The organism is Defluviicoccus vanus, assembly GCF_014672695.1.
GTDB lineage: Bacteria > Pseudomonadota > Alphaproteobacteria > Rhodospirillales > Defluviicoccaceae > Defluviicoccus > Defluviicoccus vanus.
In genome coordinates this window covers 1449500-1465658 of sequence record NZ_CP053923.1, presented here as the reverse complement: position 1 = coordinate 1465658, position 16159 = coordinate 1449500, and the positions used below count along the sequence as shown (strand labels likewise).

Sequence of the window (16159 nt, the reverse complement as noted above, 5' to 3'; positions counted from 1 at the left end):
ATTTTTGGTCCTAAGCCGTCCGCTCAGCTGCTTGTTAGGCGCACCCATGCAGAATATCATTAGCGAGCACCGGAGGGGTCGATGGGAACAGGAGCTTTGAGCAGACTTCGTGCCGAGGCGCTGATGCTGCCCGAGGCGGAGCGCGCCGAACTCGCCTACGAACTCGTCAAGAGTCTGGATGCGCCCCCTGATGCGGGTGTCGCTGATCGATGGGATAAGGAACTTCTGCGCCGTCTCACTGAGATCGATGCAGCCACAGCCAAGCTCGTAGATCGTGACGAGTTTCGACGACGAATGCAGGCGCGGCTTGGCAGCCGGTAGTGCGACGCGTACGCGTCCTCGAACAAGCCGCTGAAGAAGCGATTGAAGCGGCGGCTTGGTACGAACAACAGCGCGCCAGATTGGGCGTAGAATTCGCTCACGCGATTGAAGCGGCTATCGATCTTCTTGAAGACGAGATCGTTCCCCTCACGAACATGCCCGGTGCTGCGGGCGCCCGAGGAGCCAAAAGGCTTGTGTTGAAGCGGTTTCCATACGACATCGTTGTGCGGGAGTTCTCCGAAGAGATTGTTGTCGTCGCTGTAGCTCATCATTCTCGACGTCCAGGGTATTGGCGAGAACGTCTGCTCGCCTAACGTTGGAGACAACTATGAGACAGCGGACAAGACCGAGAATATCAGCGACACCGGCCGTAGCACCTCAACCCCCGGCCTCGATCCGCTGCATGTCCGCGTCGCTGCAGTCGTGGTCTGCCCGCAGGTTTCTGGGTGGCCGCCGTCAGTCTATTGACCAAGGTGCGTTATTACGTCCTGCAAGGGCGCGCTTGAAACCCGGACAATTCCCCCGAATGGGTCGACCAATTCCTCGATAAGGAAAACGGCGCCGGCAACCGAAAGCGTGCAAGCAAATAAGAAAACCAGAACGGTGGGGTTACGAGCGGCAATCAGCCCATAGCCACAAAATAAGACGATCAGCCAAATTGCCATAATGACAAGAAACGGCAGAGGCAACTCACTGCCGCCCTGCACATACAACTGGAGACGCGCACGGGCGATTTCAGATGTCAACTGCAACGCCAGCGTCTTCAGGTATTGCTGCTTGGGGTTCTGCGGCGAAAGGCTGGTGACTTCGCTCACGAAGGCTTGCATCTGCGGCCGGGCTTCATCCGGGGCGAGGGAAGCTGGTGCCGCGCCGTCTGCCGGCCAGAGTCGCTGCAGCATCAATGCCGCAACCTCTCGCAGCAGGTCGCGCGGATGCTGGGCTTCCGGGCCGAATTCGTCCAGGTCCCGATCGAGCAACAGCACGTTGGCCGATAGCTGGCGGATGGCGGACGTCTGGGCATCGTAGGTTCCCTTGGCCGTCGCGATCATCAGGCCGAGAACAAGGGCAACCAGGGTGGCGACCAACGCCATCGCCAGCTTGATGACGTCTCTCGCTTCGGAGTTGAGATGCGAATCCGGCAAGACGCGGGCGGCATACATGGCAAGCACCGACCCGCTGAAGACGGTGGCCGCCACGACGAGTGGCACGATTGCTGGCTGCATCGAACTATCCCCTGCGGAACCGCGCCCTCACTCCTCGGCCTCGATCCGCTCCATGTCTTCGTCGCTGAAGCCCAGGTGGTGGCCGACCTCGTGCCAGAGGACGTGGCGGACGATGCGACTCAAGGGTTCGCCAGTCTCGCACCAGTAGTCGAGGATTGGGCGGCGGTAGAGGACGATCAAGTCCACGTCGTGTGGCACGTCCCAGCCGCTCTTGCGGTGCAGGGCGACGCCACGGTAGAGGCCGAGGAGGTCGAAGGCGGTCTCCAGGTCCAACGCCGCTTCGGTTTCCTCGTCGCAGAACTCTTCGACCCGGATCACCACCGCGGCGAGGTGGCTTCGCACCGGCTCCGGCAGCTTCGCAACGGCACGATTGGCCAGATCGGCGATGTCGTCGAGCGACGGTGGCTCTTCGCTGGCGTATGCCATGACGCTCTCATCCTTTGTGCTGCCAGTCATTGCTTGATGCGGTCGTCACTTGATCACACGCCGGCAACGGCCCACGTGCAAGCTGGCTTGATCGCGAGGGAGGCACTGATGATGCAGAAGCTCGATCCGGTGACGCGGCAGGCGGACCTGGCGAGCCTTACCGGCTGGGCGGACGTGGCAGGCCGCGATGCTATCACCAAGACCTTCCACTTCAAGACGTTCAATGCGGCGTTTGGCTTCATGACCCGGGCAGCCCTGATGGCGGAAAAGATGGATCATCACCCGGAGTGGTTCAACGTCTACAACCGTGTCGAGGTGACGCTCGCCACTCACGACGCGGGCGGGGTGACCGAACGCGACATCCGTCTTGCCCGATTTATGGACAAGGTGGCCGGCGGCATCCTGGAAGCTACCGATAGCTAAGGAAAAGGCCACCCCGAGGGGTGGCCTTGGCCGTCGTCTACGAGCAGGCGCTGGCGCCGCTTATGGCATGAACTGGCCGCCGTTGATCGACAGGGTCATGCCGGTGATGAAGGCCGCGTCATCGCTGGCGAGGAAGGCGACGCCGGCGGCAATGTCACTCGGCTGGCCGATGCGGCCAGCCGGGATCTTCGCCACTTCGCCGTCGAGGATTTCCTTCGGCATGGCACCGGTCATCTCGGTGAGGATGAAGCCAGGGGCGATGCAGTTGACGGTGACGTTCTTGTTGGCGCACTCCAAAGCGACAGAGCGGCTGAAGCCGATCATGCCGGCCTTGGTGGCCGAATAGTTGGTCTGGCCGAACTGGCCGCGTTGGCCGTTCATCGAAGAGATGTTGATGACCCGACCCCATTTGCGGTCAGTCATGCCCGGAAGAGCAGCCTGGGTAGTATTGAAGACGCCGGTGAGGTTGACACCGATGACCGGATCCCAGTTGCGCTCGCGGGTCATCTTGACCATGCGCGCATCGCGGGTGATGCCGGCGTTGTTGACCAGCACGTCGATCGGACCGACATCGGCTTCGATCTGCTTGAAGGTCGCCTGCACCGCGGCGGTATCGGAGACGTCGAGCTTGTAGCCGGGGATGCCGGTCTCTTCCTTGAACTTGGCGATCTGCTCATCGACCACGTCGACAACGACCACCGTGTAGCCGTCATTCTTCAGCCTCTTGGCAATAGCCGCGCCGATCCCGCGAGTGCCGCCGGTCACCAATGCCACGCGTGCCATTCTGTCCCTCCGTTGATTTGGTTTGGTCTCGATTAGTCACGGGAAACCCGCCTGCACCCGACGGCGCAGACTCATCAAGCACGTAGCTCGCGAGTACGTAGCTTGATCGAGTTCGCCGAATGCCTCGGCGAACGATGTTTATTTACCCCCTCGTACCAGAAAGGCTGCTTTAGCGACGGCCCCCGCGATTGTCAAGGTGGCCGACTTCCTTGCGCCGCCGCCGCGTACATCATACCTGATTGAATGGCAGGCGATTCCGCTCGCCGGCGAAGCGGCCGCCGATGCCGCACTCAAGACGATACCGGATTGTGCCTGATGACCAACACCTTTGAGACCGCGGAACTCGATCTCAGTCGGGCGCTGGTGCCGATGCCGCAGCAGGAGGAGAGGGTGCGGCGGCGGTTCTGGAGCAAGGTGAAGAAGACTCTGGGGCGGGTGCCTTTTCTCGATCAGGCGGTTGCCGCCTATTATGCCGCCTTCGATCCGGAGACGCCGCGCCATGCCAAGGCGATCCTCCTCGCCGCACTCGCCTATTTCATCCTGCCGATTGACCTGGTCCCGGACTTGCTCGCCGGCGTTGGCTTTACCGACGACATGACCGTTCTCTTGATGGCAGTGCAGTCCATGGCAGCGCACATCAAGCCGCAGCACGTGGAGCGGGCTCGCCGGTATCTAGCCGATGAGGAGCAGCCTGGGCGCTGATCGCTACCCGGGCACTGCCTGGGTGCGACGTCGTCCGCGCGTCGGTTGTTATTCCGGCCTGCTCGATCGGCATCAAGAGTCGCTGCCGAGCTTCCCTTCATGGCGTGATCGGCTGTGCCCGTCGCGCCTTGCGGGCATTGCGGACTTCGCGCTGGGCAATGTAGGCGGTGGAGGTGATGATTAACGCACCGCCGACCCAGGTCCATAGGTCCGGCACTTCCCCAAAGATCACATAGCCGAGCACTGAAACGAAGACGAGGCGGGCGAAGTCGATCGGCAGCACCGCGCTCGCCTCGGCGGCGGCGAAGGCGCGGGTCAGGCACACTTGGCCGATCGTTGCGGCAAGACCCATGAGCAGGAGCCAGCCCCAGGTTGCCGGTGAGGGCCAGGTCCAGACGAAGGCTGCCGGTAACAGCGAGGCGGGGGTCATGATCAGCCCCATGATCAGCACGATGGCGTTGGGGTGTTCGGTCTTCGACAGCGATTTGATCGACAGCATCGCCGCGGCGATGAATACCGCGGCAGCGAGGGCGAAGAAGGACGCAGGTGAAACGACCGCCACGCCTGGCCGCAGAACGATCAACGCGCCGAGAAAGCCGACACAGGTGGCGGCCCACCGCCGCCGCCGGACGCGCTCGCCCAGCACCAGCGCCGCGCCGATGGTGGCGAACAACGGGGCGGTGAAGGTCAGCGCCGTCGCTTCGGCCAGCGGCAGCCGGCTCAAGGCGGTGAACAGCAGCAGCATTGCCCCCAGTCCCAACCCTGAACGCAGCAGATGAATGGGCAGCCGGCCGGCGTGCAGGACGCCGATGCCGGTGAAGGCCAGCCACGGCGCCAGGAGAAGGAGGCCGATCAGGTTGCGGAAAAAGGCGGCCTCGAAGGGATGAATGTCGGCGGAAACGAGGCGGACCAGCGCCATCATCACCGCGAAGGCGGCGCCGGAGATGAGCATGAACATCGCTCCCCGGGCCTGATTGGTGGTGCGACGGACTTTCGGGCGAGAGACGACGGGTGGTTCGGCCATGACCTCAGGAGCGACGTGGAGGGGTGCGCACTCCGTCCGGCTCCCGCATGCGGTCGGGCGCCCGCCGACCGACGCGACGATGGAGCATTCTGCCGCTGTCGTCGCCAGAAGGAAATCGCGGAAATCGCGGTGTCGCGGCTGGCACGGCGCCATCGACCTTACCAGGTCGGCCGGGGTGTTGCTAAAATAGCTCGATGCGTCAAAATAGCATAATCGTGTTGCGGCGCAATAATTGTTCGCGATAAGATAGGTTCACACTCAAGGTGCGACAGGACGCGGCTATAAAGTCGCAGCAGCACATCGCCTTGGGATTCAAAAAAATCTGTCATCGATACAAGGGAGAGGACTGTGAATCCTATCTCGCGTAATAGTATTGCCTTGGCTTCGGCCGGCGTACTATCAGGGCTGTTGCTGTCAGCCTCCAACGCCCAGGCGGCCAACCGTGACTTGAACAGTATTATTCAGCAACAGCAGCAGCAAATTGAACAGCTGCAGGAACGGCTGAACAAGCTGGAGACGCAGACACAGCAGGCAACGCAGCAGGCGCAGCAAGCAGACACGGCGGCGCAGCAGGCGACGCAGCAGGCGGAACAGGTCAGCAAAGCCACCGCCGCGGCGCCCACCGTCGATTGGTCGCGCGGCGTTTCGCCCACCATCACCTCACCGGATGGCAAGAACTCGATCCACATCAACGGTCGTGTCTACGGTGACTACGACTTCATCCGTGCGGATGACAATCCGGCAGGCAACCATTTCAATACCTCGGCATCGCAACTGCGCAGCGCCCGTATCGGCATCGATGGCAAGTTTGCTCAGGACTTTCAGTACCGCTTCAACGTGGAGTTCGCCGGCGGAACAGAGGTGAAGGATGCTTATATCGACTATAACGCCCCCTTCACCACGCCATTCTTCTTCCGCGTTGGTCAGTATAAGACACCGAACAGCCTTGAGCAGGTTGCCGACGACTTCAATAACACCTTCATGGAGCAGGCAGCGTTCATCGGCGGCACCCAGAACAACGGCTTCGGGCTCGATCGCTCCATAGGTGCCGGCACCGCGGCGGAGAGTGACAAAGACAATTACACGGTGGCATTTGGCGCCTTCAGCCAGAACGCGCGCAACACGACTGCGGCGAAGAGCGGTGGCTATCAATTGGCGGCGCGCGCCACCAAGGCGTTCAAGTTTAACAATACCGATGACGAACTTGTCCATGTGGGTGGATCGGTCCGCTGGCGCGATCTGAACAACCAGACCGATAACGACGCGGTCATCTATCGCGCCCGGCCGTTCTTCAACAACACCAACCGGTCGATCAACACCGGCACGCTCAATAACGTCAACGGTGACCTGTTCCTCGGCCCGGAACTGGCCCTCGTCTATGGTCCCTTCTCGTTCCAGTCGGAAGCGGGCTGGAATTACGTCGACGGTGCCAAGGGCCGTGACGATGCCACCGGCCTCTGGGGCGGCTATATGGACGTCAGCTACTATCTGACCGGCGAGAGCCGCCGCTACAGCCGCGGTGCCTTCCGGTCGACGAAGGTCCTCCAACCGGTGACCAACGGCGGGTGGGGTGCCTGGCAACTGGCCACCCGCGTCGATTATCTTGACCTGAACAACACCAGTGCCGATATCCGCGGCGGTCAGCAGTGGAGCGCCATCGTCGGTCTCAACTGGTTGCCGGTGGATTTCGTCAAACTCAGCCTCGACTACGCCCACACCCACGTCTTCAATGGCAACGGCATCACCACGCAGGGTGATGATAACTCGATCGACGGCGTCGCCGCCCGGGCGGCGATCAACTTCTAAACCGTCTACCAACCATCGCCAGTAACGGGCGCGCCCCGCCGACAGGAGAGGCGCGCCCACTCCCGCGATGTGATTTCCGTCCACCACCAGCTGCCAGCCGGCGTGAATTTTCGCGCCTGCGTATTCGCGCAAGGCGTTGCTCGCCACTAATCTCCATGAAAACAATGGGTTTGCGTCACGCTAAGCGGCGTAAGCGTCGTCGTCTACGATGGCTGATGGTCATTGCCACGTATTGCCACGCGGCATTAGGGGCCGATTGCAGGGGTGGGCACATGGCATCCAGGTGCGCCTTGGACAAATTCCAGGTTGACGGCCCACCGGCATCGCACCTAGGTTCGTCGCCGTGATGGGAAAAAGCCCGCGATATGCCACGGAGCTGCCTTGTTTTGGCGATCGGCAGCAGCCAACGCTACTCCGGACTGCCGTCCCCTGGGGTGGTAGCAACACCACCCGTGCATCCGCAGCAATCGTGTCGCGAGCCAGCGTACTGACCAACCTGCGACAAGGCTTTACACGTGCCCATCGCCTCCTCGGGTCGAAGACCCGTCCCGCCAATCGCCACGTTTGCGGCAGTCTGAAGCTGCCACGTTCGCAGTGTTCCCACGCCGGGAATTCGCCCGGCAACGGTTCCTGCAGCGCGCCACGTGGCCCTTGAAGCAAGCGGAGGATACCATGCGTTATCTCCTCTCCGTTCTTCTGCTGACAGTGTTCGCGCTACCGGCGCATGCGTTCCCGAGTCCGGTATCGGGTTCGTACTACCATTCCAGTTTCAACGGTCGATCGATGGCCTGTGGCGGGCGGTTCAGCAGTGACGATTTCACTGCCGCCTCAAACAACCATCCCTGCGGATCGCTCGTGCGCGTCCACTACCGTGGTCGCTCGGTCATCGTCGAGGTGACCGACCGCTGTGGACGTTGCGGGATCGATCTCAGCCGGGCGGCGGCGCGGGAACTGGGGCTGGTGAGTGCCGGTCGGGCGAGTGTCCGCGTGGAACAGCTCGACTGATCGCAGCTAAACCGGCCGTCACGCCGGATCGATCTCAGGCGTCCTCTCCACTCTGGAGAGTGTTTACCGGTGACAGGGTTGTCGTACCGCCGCAGGGGGCCAGTACGACAACCCGATCACCGTTGTGCCTTGGTCGCGAACTTGAACTCAGGCGACTGCGCCCGGCACGCCGCCATCACCGATGGTCGATTTCGACCAGACGGTTGGGCAGTTCGTTGGTGTCGTCTTCGGTCCAAGGAAACGGCATCGCCAAAGTCCGTGCCGCGGCGTCAATCGTCTTGACGAATCCGTCGGCGGTGCGGCCGGCCCGCACCTCGGCGACGAAGTCCTCGACCAGCCGCGACCAGATCGCGGGGTCAACCTTCGCCTGGACACCCCGGTCGACGAGGATCTCCACATAATGTTCGGCCACCGAGACGAACAGCAGCACGCCGGTTCGCTGCGACGTCGACGACAGGCCGAGATCGAGAAACTGTTCGTGCGCCAGCAGATGCGCTTGGCGGCGCTGCGCCGCACGTGGCACCAGCCGCAGCTTCAAGGGTGGCCAGCGCAGCAGCGATGCCAGGACGATGAAGCCCACCACCTGACCGATGTAGAACTGCTCGAAGGTCAAGGGCAGCGGCAGCAGTAGCACCAGTCCCGAAAGCAGAAAGACGATGCCGGCGGCGATCAGTGTCGGCAAATACAGATAATGGCCGCTGGCGGCGGCAATGACGGTGACGAATTCGCACGTGGTGTGCTGCTCCGCCGCGGCTACGGCGTCTTCAATGCGTTTGCGGTCGGCCTCGCTGAGAAACGCCATGGGATCCTACCAATCGCTGGACGCACCGCCGCCGCCGAAGCTGCCGCCGCCACCGGAAAAGCCGCCACCGTCGCTGCCGCCACCCCAGCCGCCACCTAATCCGCCACCTAATCCACCACCCAGGCCACCGCCGAGGCCGCCGATGATCGGTCCCATTGCCCCGCCGCGGCCGCGCCGCATGCGGCTGTCGTTGTAGCCGCCTGGCATTGAGCGCGCGCCGCGACTGAAGGCGTAGGCGACGAAGAGACAGACGATGAAAATGAAGAAGATGGTGAGCGGGCTGATGTCGTCGGACTTCTTCGGCTTCGCCGCCGGGCGCTCGGGTGCCTCGCCGACGATTGTTTGCAGGATCGCGCCGGTGCCGGCAACGATCCCCGGGCCCATTTGTCCGGCGCGGAAGGCTGGCAGCACGATGGTTTCGAGGATGATCCGCGACGCGGCGTCGGTCAGCACGCCTTCCAGGCCGTAGCCCACCTCGATCCGCAGCTTGCGTTCCTTCGGCGCGATGATGAAGAGCGCGCCGGTGTTCTTGTCCTTTTCACCGATGCCCCAATGGCGGCCCAACTGGTAGCCGTACTCTTCGATCGTCCGGCCGCGCAGCGAGGCGAGGGTGACGACCACCACCTGTTGGCCGGTACGCTGCTCATGATCGGCGAGGGTTTGGTCAAGGCTGGCGCGCTCGCCGGGGCTGAGGATGCCTGCCTCGTCGACAACGCGACCCGATAGCGCGGGGTAATCAGGCGCGTCGGCGCGTGCCTGGGCGGCGAGGGCGAAGGCAAGGACCGCGAGGAGCAGGAGCAGCCATGTCGCCTGGCTGCTCCGCACCATTCGCCCATGCGGGCCGAACAGCATCGGCCGCGTCCTCAGAACTTGATCTTCGGCGCTTCTTTCGCCTCGTCGGAGATGCTGAAGGTCTGCATCGGCTCATGTCCGGAGTAGAGCGTCATCGCCCACAACCGACCGGGGAAGGTCTTCAGCTCGGTATTGTACTTGCGTACCGCTTCGATGTAATCGCGCCGGGCGACGGTGATCCGATTTTCGGTGCCTTCCAGCTGTGACTGCAGGGCGAGGAAATTCTGGTTGGCCTTCAGGTCGGGATAGCGCTCGACCACCACCATCAGCCGAGACAGGGCCGACGACAGCGCCGACTGGTTCTGTTCGAACTTCTTGAAGGCTTCAGGATTATTGACGATGTCAGCCGGCAAGGTGGTCTGCGTCGCCTTGCTGCGTGCCTCGATCACCGCCTGCAGCGTCTCCTTTTCGAAGGCTGCGGCACCCTTGACCGTCTCCACCAGATTGGGGATCAGATCACTGCGGCGCTGATACTGGTTGAGCACCTCCGACCAGGCGGCCTTCGCCTGCTCTTCCAGGGTCGGGATGGTGTTGACGCCGCAGCCGCTCAGGCACACGGTGAGCACCGCCATCAGCAACAACGATGCGAAGCGACCAAGACGGCTTGGCCGCCGGTGATTATTGATACCTATCGTCAGAAGCCGCGACATCGTACCCTCCCTCTTTATCACCCGTCCAACGCGGCGGGTCGTCGTCAACATGACGAACGGTGCGGCATGTTGTGCAGTGGCGCAATCGAATTCCGTGCGTTCGCGACGCCAGCGGCCTCGAACCTCGGCCGCTTAGCCGCCGAAGGCGCGGAGGACGCGGGTAAAGAAGTCTTCCTTGGTCTCGTCGCCGCGGCTATCGCGGGATGCACCTTCGGTAACCGGCGGCGTTTCCTGGATCAGACTGGGCAAGGGCCGTGGCGACCGCGATGCTTCTGCTCCGGCCATGAAGGCGCGCCAAAGCTTTGCCGGCAGGGTGCCGCCGGTGACCTTGTTCATCGCCCGATCGTCGTCGTTGCCCATCCAGACGCCGGTGACGAGGTTGGCGCTGTAGCCGAGGAACCAGGCGTCGCGATAGTCCTGGCTGGTGCCGGTCTTGCCGGCAATGGGCGCGCCATACTGCGCCGCCCGCCCGGTTCCCCATTCCACCACCGAAACCATCATGCTGGTCATTTCCGCCGCCGTGGACGTGGAGATCACCCGTCCCGGGCCGGAGCCGCTGCGGGTGTAGAGCACGTGGCCGTTGAGGTCGTGCACCTCTTCGATGCCATAGGGCCAGACGCCGATGCCGCGGTTGGCGAAGGCGGCATAGGCGCCGGTGAGTTCGAGCAGACTCACTTCGCTGGTGCCCAGCGCCAGGCTGGCGTTGGCATCGAGATCGGCAGTGATCCCCAGCCGGCGTGCCATGTCCACCACTTGGCGCAGCCCCGCCTGCTGCGCGNNCACCCGCACCGCGACCGTGTTGATGGACAGGGCGAGGGCGGTGCGCAGCGACACTTCGCCACGGTAGCGGTTGTCGAAGTTTTTTGGTGCCCAGCCGGCCAGCTGCAGCGGACTGTCCTCCACCGTCGAGTCTGCGCTCAGTCCCGCTTCCAGACCGGCGGCGTAGATGATCGGCTTGAAGGCAGAGCCGGGCTGCCGGGACGCCTGGGTGGCGCGATTGAAGGGGCTGCTGCCGTAATCGCGACCACCCACCAGGGCGCGCACGGCGCCGTCGGGATCCATCGACACCAGCGCCGCCTGCGATGCGTCGGCATCGCGTGCGGGAGCGCTGGCCAGCGTTGCTTCCACCTTGTCCTCGCCAAGGCGCTGCAGTCGTGTGTCCAGGGTCGTGAGGACGACGACGTCCTGGTTGCGATCGGAGACGAACGCCGGCAACTGCCCGACGATCCAGTCGACGAAATAGCGGGCACTCGGTACAACGCGGCGGACGAGTACGGCTCGCCCGCGATCTTGCCAGGCAGAGGCGGCGCCGTCGGCGGTGATAAACCCGGCATCCACCATGCTCAGCAACACGTCACGCGTCCGCGACTCGGCCAGCTGCGGGCTGGCAATCGGATTGTAGCGCGACGGCGCCTTCAACAGGCCGGCTAGCATGGCCGCCTGATAGGTGGAGATGCGGGTTGCCGGCCGGTTGAAGTACTTGTGGGCGGCTGCATCAACGCCATAGGTCCCGGCACCAAAATAGGCGCGATTGAGATAGAGGGCGAGGATCTGATCCTTGCTGAAGCGCTGCTCCAGCCAAAGTGCCAGCAGCAACTCCTGCACCTTGCGTTTGAAGGTGCGGTCGGGGCTCAGAAACAGATTCTTCGCCGCCTGCTGGGTGATCGTGCTGCCGCCCTGAACGACGGAGCCCGCCTTCAGGTTGACCAGCATGGCGCGGACGAGCCCGAAGACATCGACGCCGAAGTGGTCATAGAAACGGCGGTCCTCGATCGCCATCACCGCCTGCGGCAGCGACGGCGGCAACTCGCCAACGGTCACCGCGCGGCCGAAAAAGTCACCGACGGTGGCGATCTCGGTGCCGTCAGCGGCGAGAATGGTGATCGCCGGACGGCGAGTTGGCGCCATCGCCTTGTCGATATCGGGCAGGTCGGCTGCGTACCAGACAAGGATACCGCTGACGCCGATCACTCCCCAGATGGCTGCCACCAGTCCCCAGGTGGTCAGCCGCCGCAGCCAGCCTCGACCGGCGGCGCGGCGCGGACGTTCGCGCGATGTCGGCGCAGCGCGGGCCGCGCGCACAGGCGCCGGCGTGCGGCCGGGAATGCTGCTCGTCGGCACCCGCTCACCAGCGGGCCCGAGGCGCATACGCGACGAATTCTGCTCTTCACTCATGGGTCGAATGTTATCCCGCAAGCGGTTGTTTTTCATGTGATCTGATTAGCAACCTTACACTCAGATAGGATTTCGCGCAAATTAAGGCCGTGTTCGGCAACACTGTGGCGCTATAAGCACGGGCAGCTATTGTGGCGCCGGCGCGTCGGGCCGCCAATTGTTGCGGTTGCGGTGGACAACGTTGGACTTGCGGCAACAGTTCACCGGCGGCTGCGGCCGGGCAAAGGCGCACACGCGAAGGTATATTCGTTGCCCTGGCGATTCGCCGCCACTGCAGCTAATGGGCCGATTCGCCCTCGTCCTCCCGGCTGGAAGCCGTGCGGCGCTAGCCCGCCTTCGCCTTCAGTGCCTGTTGTGCCAGGGTCCGGCCCATATCCCAGAAGGCGCCCACCGACTTGCTGTCTTCCAGCACATCGGCGAAGGCGGTTTCGATCCAGGTGATGTCGGAGTCCGAGGCGACCAGCGCCGGCAGCAGCTTGATCACCGGTAGGTTGTGGCCGGCGACCTGGGCCAGGATGCGATGCCGCTTGAACAGGGGCAACAGGATCAGCTGGCAGAACAGGCCGCGATTGGCGCGTTCGATCAGGGCGTAGGCCGCCNNTAGCTTCAGGCTCGATGGTGCGCCGAACTCGATGCCGATCATCATCCCCTTGCCGCGGACTTCGTGGACGAACTCCGAGTCGCCGATACGCGCCCGTAGCCCGGTGATCAGCCGCTCGCCCAGGTCGGCCGTGCGCTCGATCAGCTTCTCCTCATCGAACACCGCCAGCGTTGCCAAGCCTGCTGCCATCGCCAGGTCGTTCTTGGCGAAGGTGGAACCGTGCACCACTGCCTTGTCCATCCGGTCGAAGACCTTGTCGAAGACGGCGCGGCGGCAGGCGACGGCGCCGACCGGAGCGAAGCCGCCGGACAGCGCCTTCGCCAGCAGCACCATGTCGGGCTCGACGCCCCAGTGTTCGCAGGCGAGAAAACGCCCGGTGCGGCCCAAGCCGCACTGAATCTCGTCGGCAACGAACAGTGTGCCATACTTGCGGCACAGGCGTTCGGCCTCGACGAGGTAGCCGTCGTGCGGCAGGTTGACGCCCTTGCCCTGGATTGGCTCGACGATGAAGGCGGCGACGTCTCGCCCACGCAGCGCGCGTTCGAGGGCAACCAGGTCGTTGAAGGGCACCGCGACGCAGTCGCCGACGAAGGGTTCGAACCCCTGGCGGAAAAGGTGGTCGCCAGCAAGCGACAATGCACCATAAGTCAGGCCGTGGAAGGCGTGCTCGCAAGCGACGATCTTCGCCCGCTTGGTGGCCATGCGGGCGAACTTGATTGCTGCCTCCACCGCCTCGGTGCCGGAATTGCAGAAGAAGAGCTTTTCTGTCCAGGGCATCCGCTGCACCAGTTGCTCGGCGAGCAGACCGGCGAGCAACGAGACGTCAAGCTGCACCAGACCGGCGAGCCGGGCATCGAGCACCTGCTTCAGTGCGGCGACAACGGTGGGATGATTGCGGCCAATAGCAAAGACACCGAAGCCGCTCAGCAGGTCGAGATAGCGGTTGCCATCGGCGTCGAACAGATAGGGGCCTTCGCCGGCAACGTAATCCACGTCGAAGCCGATCGTCTTCAGCACCCGCACCATCTGGGAGTTCATGTACTGATCGAAGAGGCGAAACTTCTCGTCCTTGCGCTGCTGCATCAGCTGAAGCAGATCGAATCCCATGGATACTCCAGACCGTTCTCAAATGTTGCGGGCGGGACGAAGCCGCCGCTGGCCAGCTGTTCGCCGTGGCCAGATGCTTTACGTGAAATTTGCCCTGCGGTGATTATCGCAAGCATAGCCTAGGGGGATCTAGCTCACACGGCGGGGGGCCGCCAGGGCGGAAATTGTCCGCCCACCATTTCGCGTCGGTGGTGTCTCCCGCGGGTGCGAGCCACTCCCGTCGTGACGGCGCAGCGCCGTTTGACACTCTTTGCTGCGGCGTGCGAAAGAGGAGGGAAGCGTGAGGAAGCGCAAACGGATTCCACCCATCACAAGGGCTTGGTTGGCACGCACACAGCGCGTGGCAATGCAGGAGAGAAGGGATGCCCATGGTGCCGGAGCAGATGCATTGCGTTGAGATCTCAACGCCAGGGNGGCCGGAGGTCCTGCGGCCGGTGATGCGGCCGACACCGGTGCCGGGCGAGGGCGAACTCCTGATCAAGGTGGCGGCTGCCGGCGTCAACGGTCCCGACATCTATCAGCGCAAGGGTTTCTATCCGGCGCCGCCCGGGGTGACCGACATTCCCGGGCTCGAAGTCTCAGGGACGATCGTCGGTGTGGGTGAGAACGTCAGCGGCTGGCATCTGGGTGACGCCTGTTGCGGCCTCGTTGCCGGCGGCGCCTACGCCGAATACTGTACGGCGCCGGCGGTGCAATGCCTGCCGATTCCGGCTGGGGTCGACCTGATCGATGCGGCAGCTCTGCCGGAGACCTTCTTCACCGTCTGGACGAACGTCTTCGAACGGGCGGCGCTGGCGCCGNGGGAGACCCTGCTCGTCCATGGTGGCGCCGGCGGCATCGGCACCACCGCGATCCAGTTGGCCGCCGCCTTCGGTCACCGGGTGTTCACCACGGCGCGCGGCGATGCGACCCGGGCGGCGCTGGACGGGCTCGGTGCGACGCGCGTGATCGACTACAAGACCGAGGACTTTGTTACCGTCATCAAAGAGGCAACCGAGGGTAAAGGCGTTGATGTCATCCTCGACATCATTGGCGGTGATTATGTTAGCCGCAACATTGCCTGCCTCGCCCGCGATGGCCGCCTGGTCAGCATCGCCTTCCGCAAAGGTAGCAAGGTGGAATTCGACTTCATGCCGGTGATGCTGAAGCGGCTGACGATCACCGGCTCGACGCTCCGGGTGCAATCGATCATGCGCAAGGCAGCGATCGCCACGGCGCTGCACCAACGCGTCTGGCCGTTGATCGCCGCCGGCAAGATCAGGCCGATTGTCCATGCGAGGCTGCCGCTTGCCGAGGCGGCGGCAGCGCACCGGATGATGGAGGCGGGGAGTCATCTTGGGAAGATCCTCCTCCTGGTCTGAGCCGCTGCGGGTAACGCAGTCGTAACCGCCACCGCTTCCTAGCGCGGCGGTTGCCGGCTGGCCGCAATCGCCATGGCATCGAGGGCGCCCTGGAGGATGTAGGCGGCGGCTGTCTTATCGACCACCTCGCGCCGCCGTCGGCGACTCATGTCCACCTCGTCAATCAGCATGCGTTCCACCGCCGCGGTGGAAAGCCGCTCGTCCCAGTAGGCGAGCGGCAGGTCGGCGCGGGCGAGAAGGTCGCGGCCAAACTGGCGCGTGGCCTGACAGCGTGGCCCTTCCTGGCCGTTCATGCTCACCGGCAGGCCGATGACGACGCCGCCCACCTCCCACTCGGCGAGGCGGGCGAGGAGGAGATCGAGGTCCGCCCGTAGCCGGACTCGCCGCAGCGTTTCCCTTGGCGTCGCCACGGTCAGTGTCAGGTCTGACAGGGCGAGGCCGATGGTGCGTGTGCCGAGGTCGAGGCCGATTGCCCGTTCACCCCGACGGAGGTGTGAGCGAAACTCGGCTATGGCGATCACCGGCATCTGTCGGCCTTGCCGCATGCGTCGCCGCCCGCGGGTGCTGTTGCCTGCGCTGGGATGCCTTCACACCCACCTGGAAAATGCCACCGCGTGCAGTTGCTGCACGTAGCGCCGATTAAAGCGGTCGCAATCGCCCATAAAATAAGCGTTAGCTGATATGTCAGTCCGGCCAGCCGGCGTGCTACCGACGATGTTCGCCGCCGCAAACAACCAGGAGACGAAAAATCAAAATTGAAATACGCGCAAATGGCGGTATTTGCGACTGGGGTCATCCCGCTGGCGTTGCAAGTTGACAACACTAGTGGCCCGCGAGTTGCGTTGCATGGGGCGAGGCGGCCTAGCAGGCGGAACCCTCCTTTGAGTTAACGTGAACG

17 protein-coding genes are annotated in these 16159 nt (G+C 63.5%); 7 read left to right on the top strand and 10 right to left on the bottom strand.

Annotated elements, in window-relative coordinates; all coding sequences use genetic code 11:
- The first annotated feature begins 96 nt into the window (after positions 1–96).
- Together HQ394_RS06635 and HQ394_RS06630 are read left to right on the top strand one after the other, a co-directional pair.
- A complete protein-coding gene (locus HQ394_RS06635; protein ID WP_223291911.1) occupies positions 97–321 on the top strand; it encodes an addiction module protein in 225 nt (74 codons plus the stop codon).
- Entirely contained in the window at positions 321–635 is a 315-nt protein-coding gene (locus HQ394_RS06630; RefSeq protein ID WP_190262615.1) for a hypothetical protein, read from the top strand. Before HQ394_RS06635 ends, HQ394_RS06630 begins: the two co-directional genes overlap by 1 nt.
- Positions 636–782: 147 nt before the next feature.
- On the opposite strand, the gene HQ394_RS06625 is transcribed toward HQ394_RS06630, so the two are convergent.
- Positions 783–1544, bottom strand: a complete 762-nt coding sequence (locus tag HQ394_RS06625) for a bestrophin-like domain (protein WP_456151495.1) — start codon at positions 1542–1544, stop codon at positions 783–785.
- 27 nt (positions 1545–1571) lie between these two features.
- On the bottom strand, positions 1572–1970 hold the full coding sequence (locus tag HQ394_RS06620) for a metallopeptidase family protein (RefSeq protein ID WP_190262613.1): 399 nt from the start codon (positions 1968–1970) through the stop codon (positions 1572–1574).
- 36 nt (positions 1971–2006) lie between these two features.
- On the opposite strand from HQ394_RS06620, the gene HQ394_RS06615 reads away from it, so the two are divergent.
- Positions 2007–2393 (top strand): 4a-hydroxytetrahydrobiopterin dehydratase, encoded by a 387-nt coding sequence (locus HQ394_RS06615; protein WP_456151494.1) that lies wholly within the window; start codon positions 2007–2009, stop codon positions 2391–2393.
- Between the two features lie 60 nt (positions 2394–2453).
- On the opposite strand, the gene HQ394_RS06610 is transcribed toward HQ394_RS06615, so the two are convergent.
- The gene (locus HQ394_RS06610) at positions 2454–3176 is read right to left on the bottom strand and encodes a beta-ketoacyl-ACP reductase (protein ID WP_190262611.1); all 723 of its coding nucleotides are present in this window, start codon (positions 3174–3176) and stop codon (positions 2454–2456) included.
- Between the two features lie 315 nt (positions 3177–3491).
- Between HQ394_RS06610 and HQ394_RS06605 the strand changes: the two genes are divergently transcribed.
- On the top strand, positions 3492–3878 hold the full coding sequence (locus HQ394_RS06605) for a YkvA family protein (protein ID WP_223291910.1): 387 nt from the start codon (positions 3492–3494) through the stop codon (positions 3876–3878).
- A gap of 97 nt (positions 3879–3975) precedes the next feature.
- Here the strand turns inward: HQ394_RS06605 and HQ394_RS06600 are convergent, their stop codons facing one another.
- Positions 3976–4902: a DMT family transporter gene (locus tag HQ394_RS06600; protein WP_190262610.1), complete on the bottom strand. Its 927-nt coding sequence runs from the start codon at positions 4900–4902 to the stop codon at positions 3976–3978.
- Positions 4903–5349: 447 nt separating this feature from the next.
- On the opposite strand from HQ394_RS06600, the gene HQ394_RS06595 reads away from it, so the two are divergent.
- Positions 5350–6708 (top strand): OprO/OprP family phosphate-selective porin, encoded by a 1359-nt coding sequence (locus tag HQ394_RS06595; protein ID WP_190262609.1) that lies wholly within the window; start codon positions 5350–5352, stop codon positions 6706–6708.
- A 672-nt stretch (positions 6709–7380) separates the two neighbouring features.
- A complete protein-coding gene (locus HQ394_RS06590) occupies positions 7381–7713 on the top strand; it encodes a septal ring lytic transglycosylase RlpA family protein (RefSeq protein ID WP_223291909.1) in 333 nt (110 codons plus the stop codon).
- 175 nt (positions 7714–7888) lie between these two features.
- Here HQ394_RS06590 and HQ394_RS06585 read toward each other — a convergent pair whose 3' ends face one another.
- From HQ394_RS06585 to HQ394_RS06565, 5 genes are all read right to left on the bottom strand, one after another.
- Entirely contained in the window at positions 7889–8515 is a 627-nt protein-coding gene (locus tag HQ394_RS06585; RefSeq protein WP_190262607.1) for a TPM domain-containing protein, read from the bottom strand.
- A 6-nt stretch (positions 8516–8521) separates the two neighbouring features.
- Positions 8522–9367: a TPM domain-containing protein gene (locus tag HQ394_RS06580; RefSeq protein WP_223291908.1), complete on the bottom strand. Its 846-nt coding sequence runs from the start codon at positions 9365–9367 to the stop codon at positions 8522–8524.
- Between the two features lie 11 nt (positions 9368–9378).
- Positions 9379–10017 carry a LemA family protein gene (locus HQ394_RS06575; protein WP_190262605.1) on the bottom strand — a complete coding sequence of 213 codons (639 nt, stop codon included), beginning with the start codon at positions 10015–10017 and terminating at the stop codon, positions 9379–9381.
- 132 nt (positions 10018–10149) lie between these two features.
- Positions 10150–11925 carry a transglycosylase domain-containing protein gene (locus HQ394_RS06570; protein WP_456151548.1) on the bottom strand — a complete coding sequence of 592 codons (1776 nt, stop codon included), beginning with the start codon at positions 11923–11925 and terminating at the stop codon, positions 10150–10152.
- Between the two features lie 592 nt (positions 11926–12517).
- Positions 12518–13819 carry an aspartate aminotransferase family protein gene (locus HQ394_RS06565; RefSeq protein ID WP_456151547.1) on the bottom strand — a complete coding sequence of 434 codons (1302 nt, stop codon included), beginning with the start codon at positions 13817–13819 and terminating at the stop codon, positions 12518–12520.
- A gap of 443 nt (positions 13820–14262) precedes the next feature.
- Here HQ394_RS06565 and HQ394_RS06560 point away from each other — a divergent pair, with 443 nt between their 5' ends.
- Positions 14263–15261, top strand: coding sequence for an NAD(P)H-quinone oxidoreductase (locus HQ394_RS06560; RefSeq protein WP_456151493.1), 999 nt, complete (start codon positions 14263–14265; stop codon positions 15259–15261).
- A gap of 38 nt (positions 15262–15299) precedes the next feature.
- Here the strand turns inward: HQ394_RS06560 and ruvX are convergent, their stop codons facing one another.
- Positions 15300–15806: a Holliday junction resolvase RuvX gene (ruvX, locus tag HQ394_RS06555; protein WP_407644715.1), complete on the bottom strand. Its 507-nt coding sequence runs from the start codon at positions 15804–15806 to the stop codon at positions 15300–15302.
- Positions 15807–16159 lie beyond the last annotated feature (353 nt).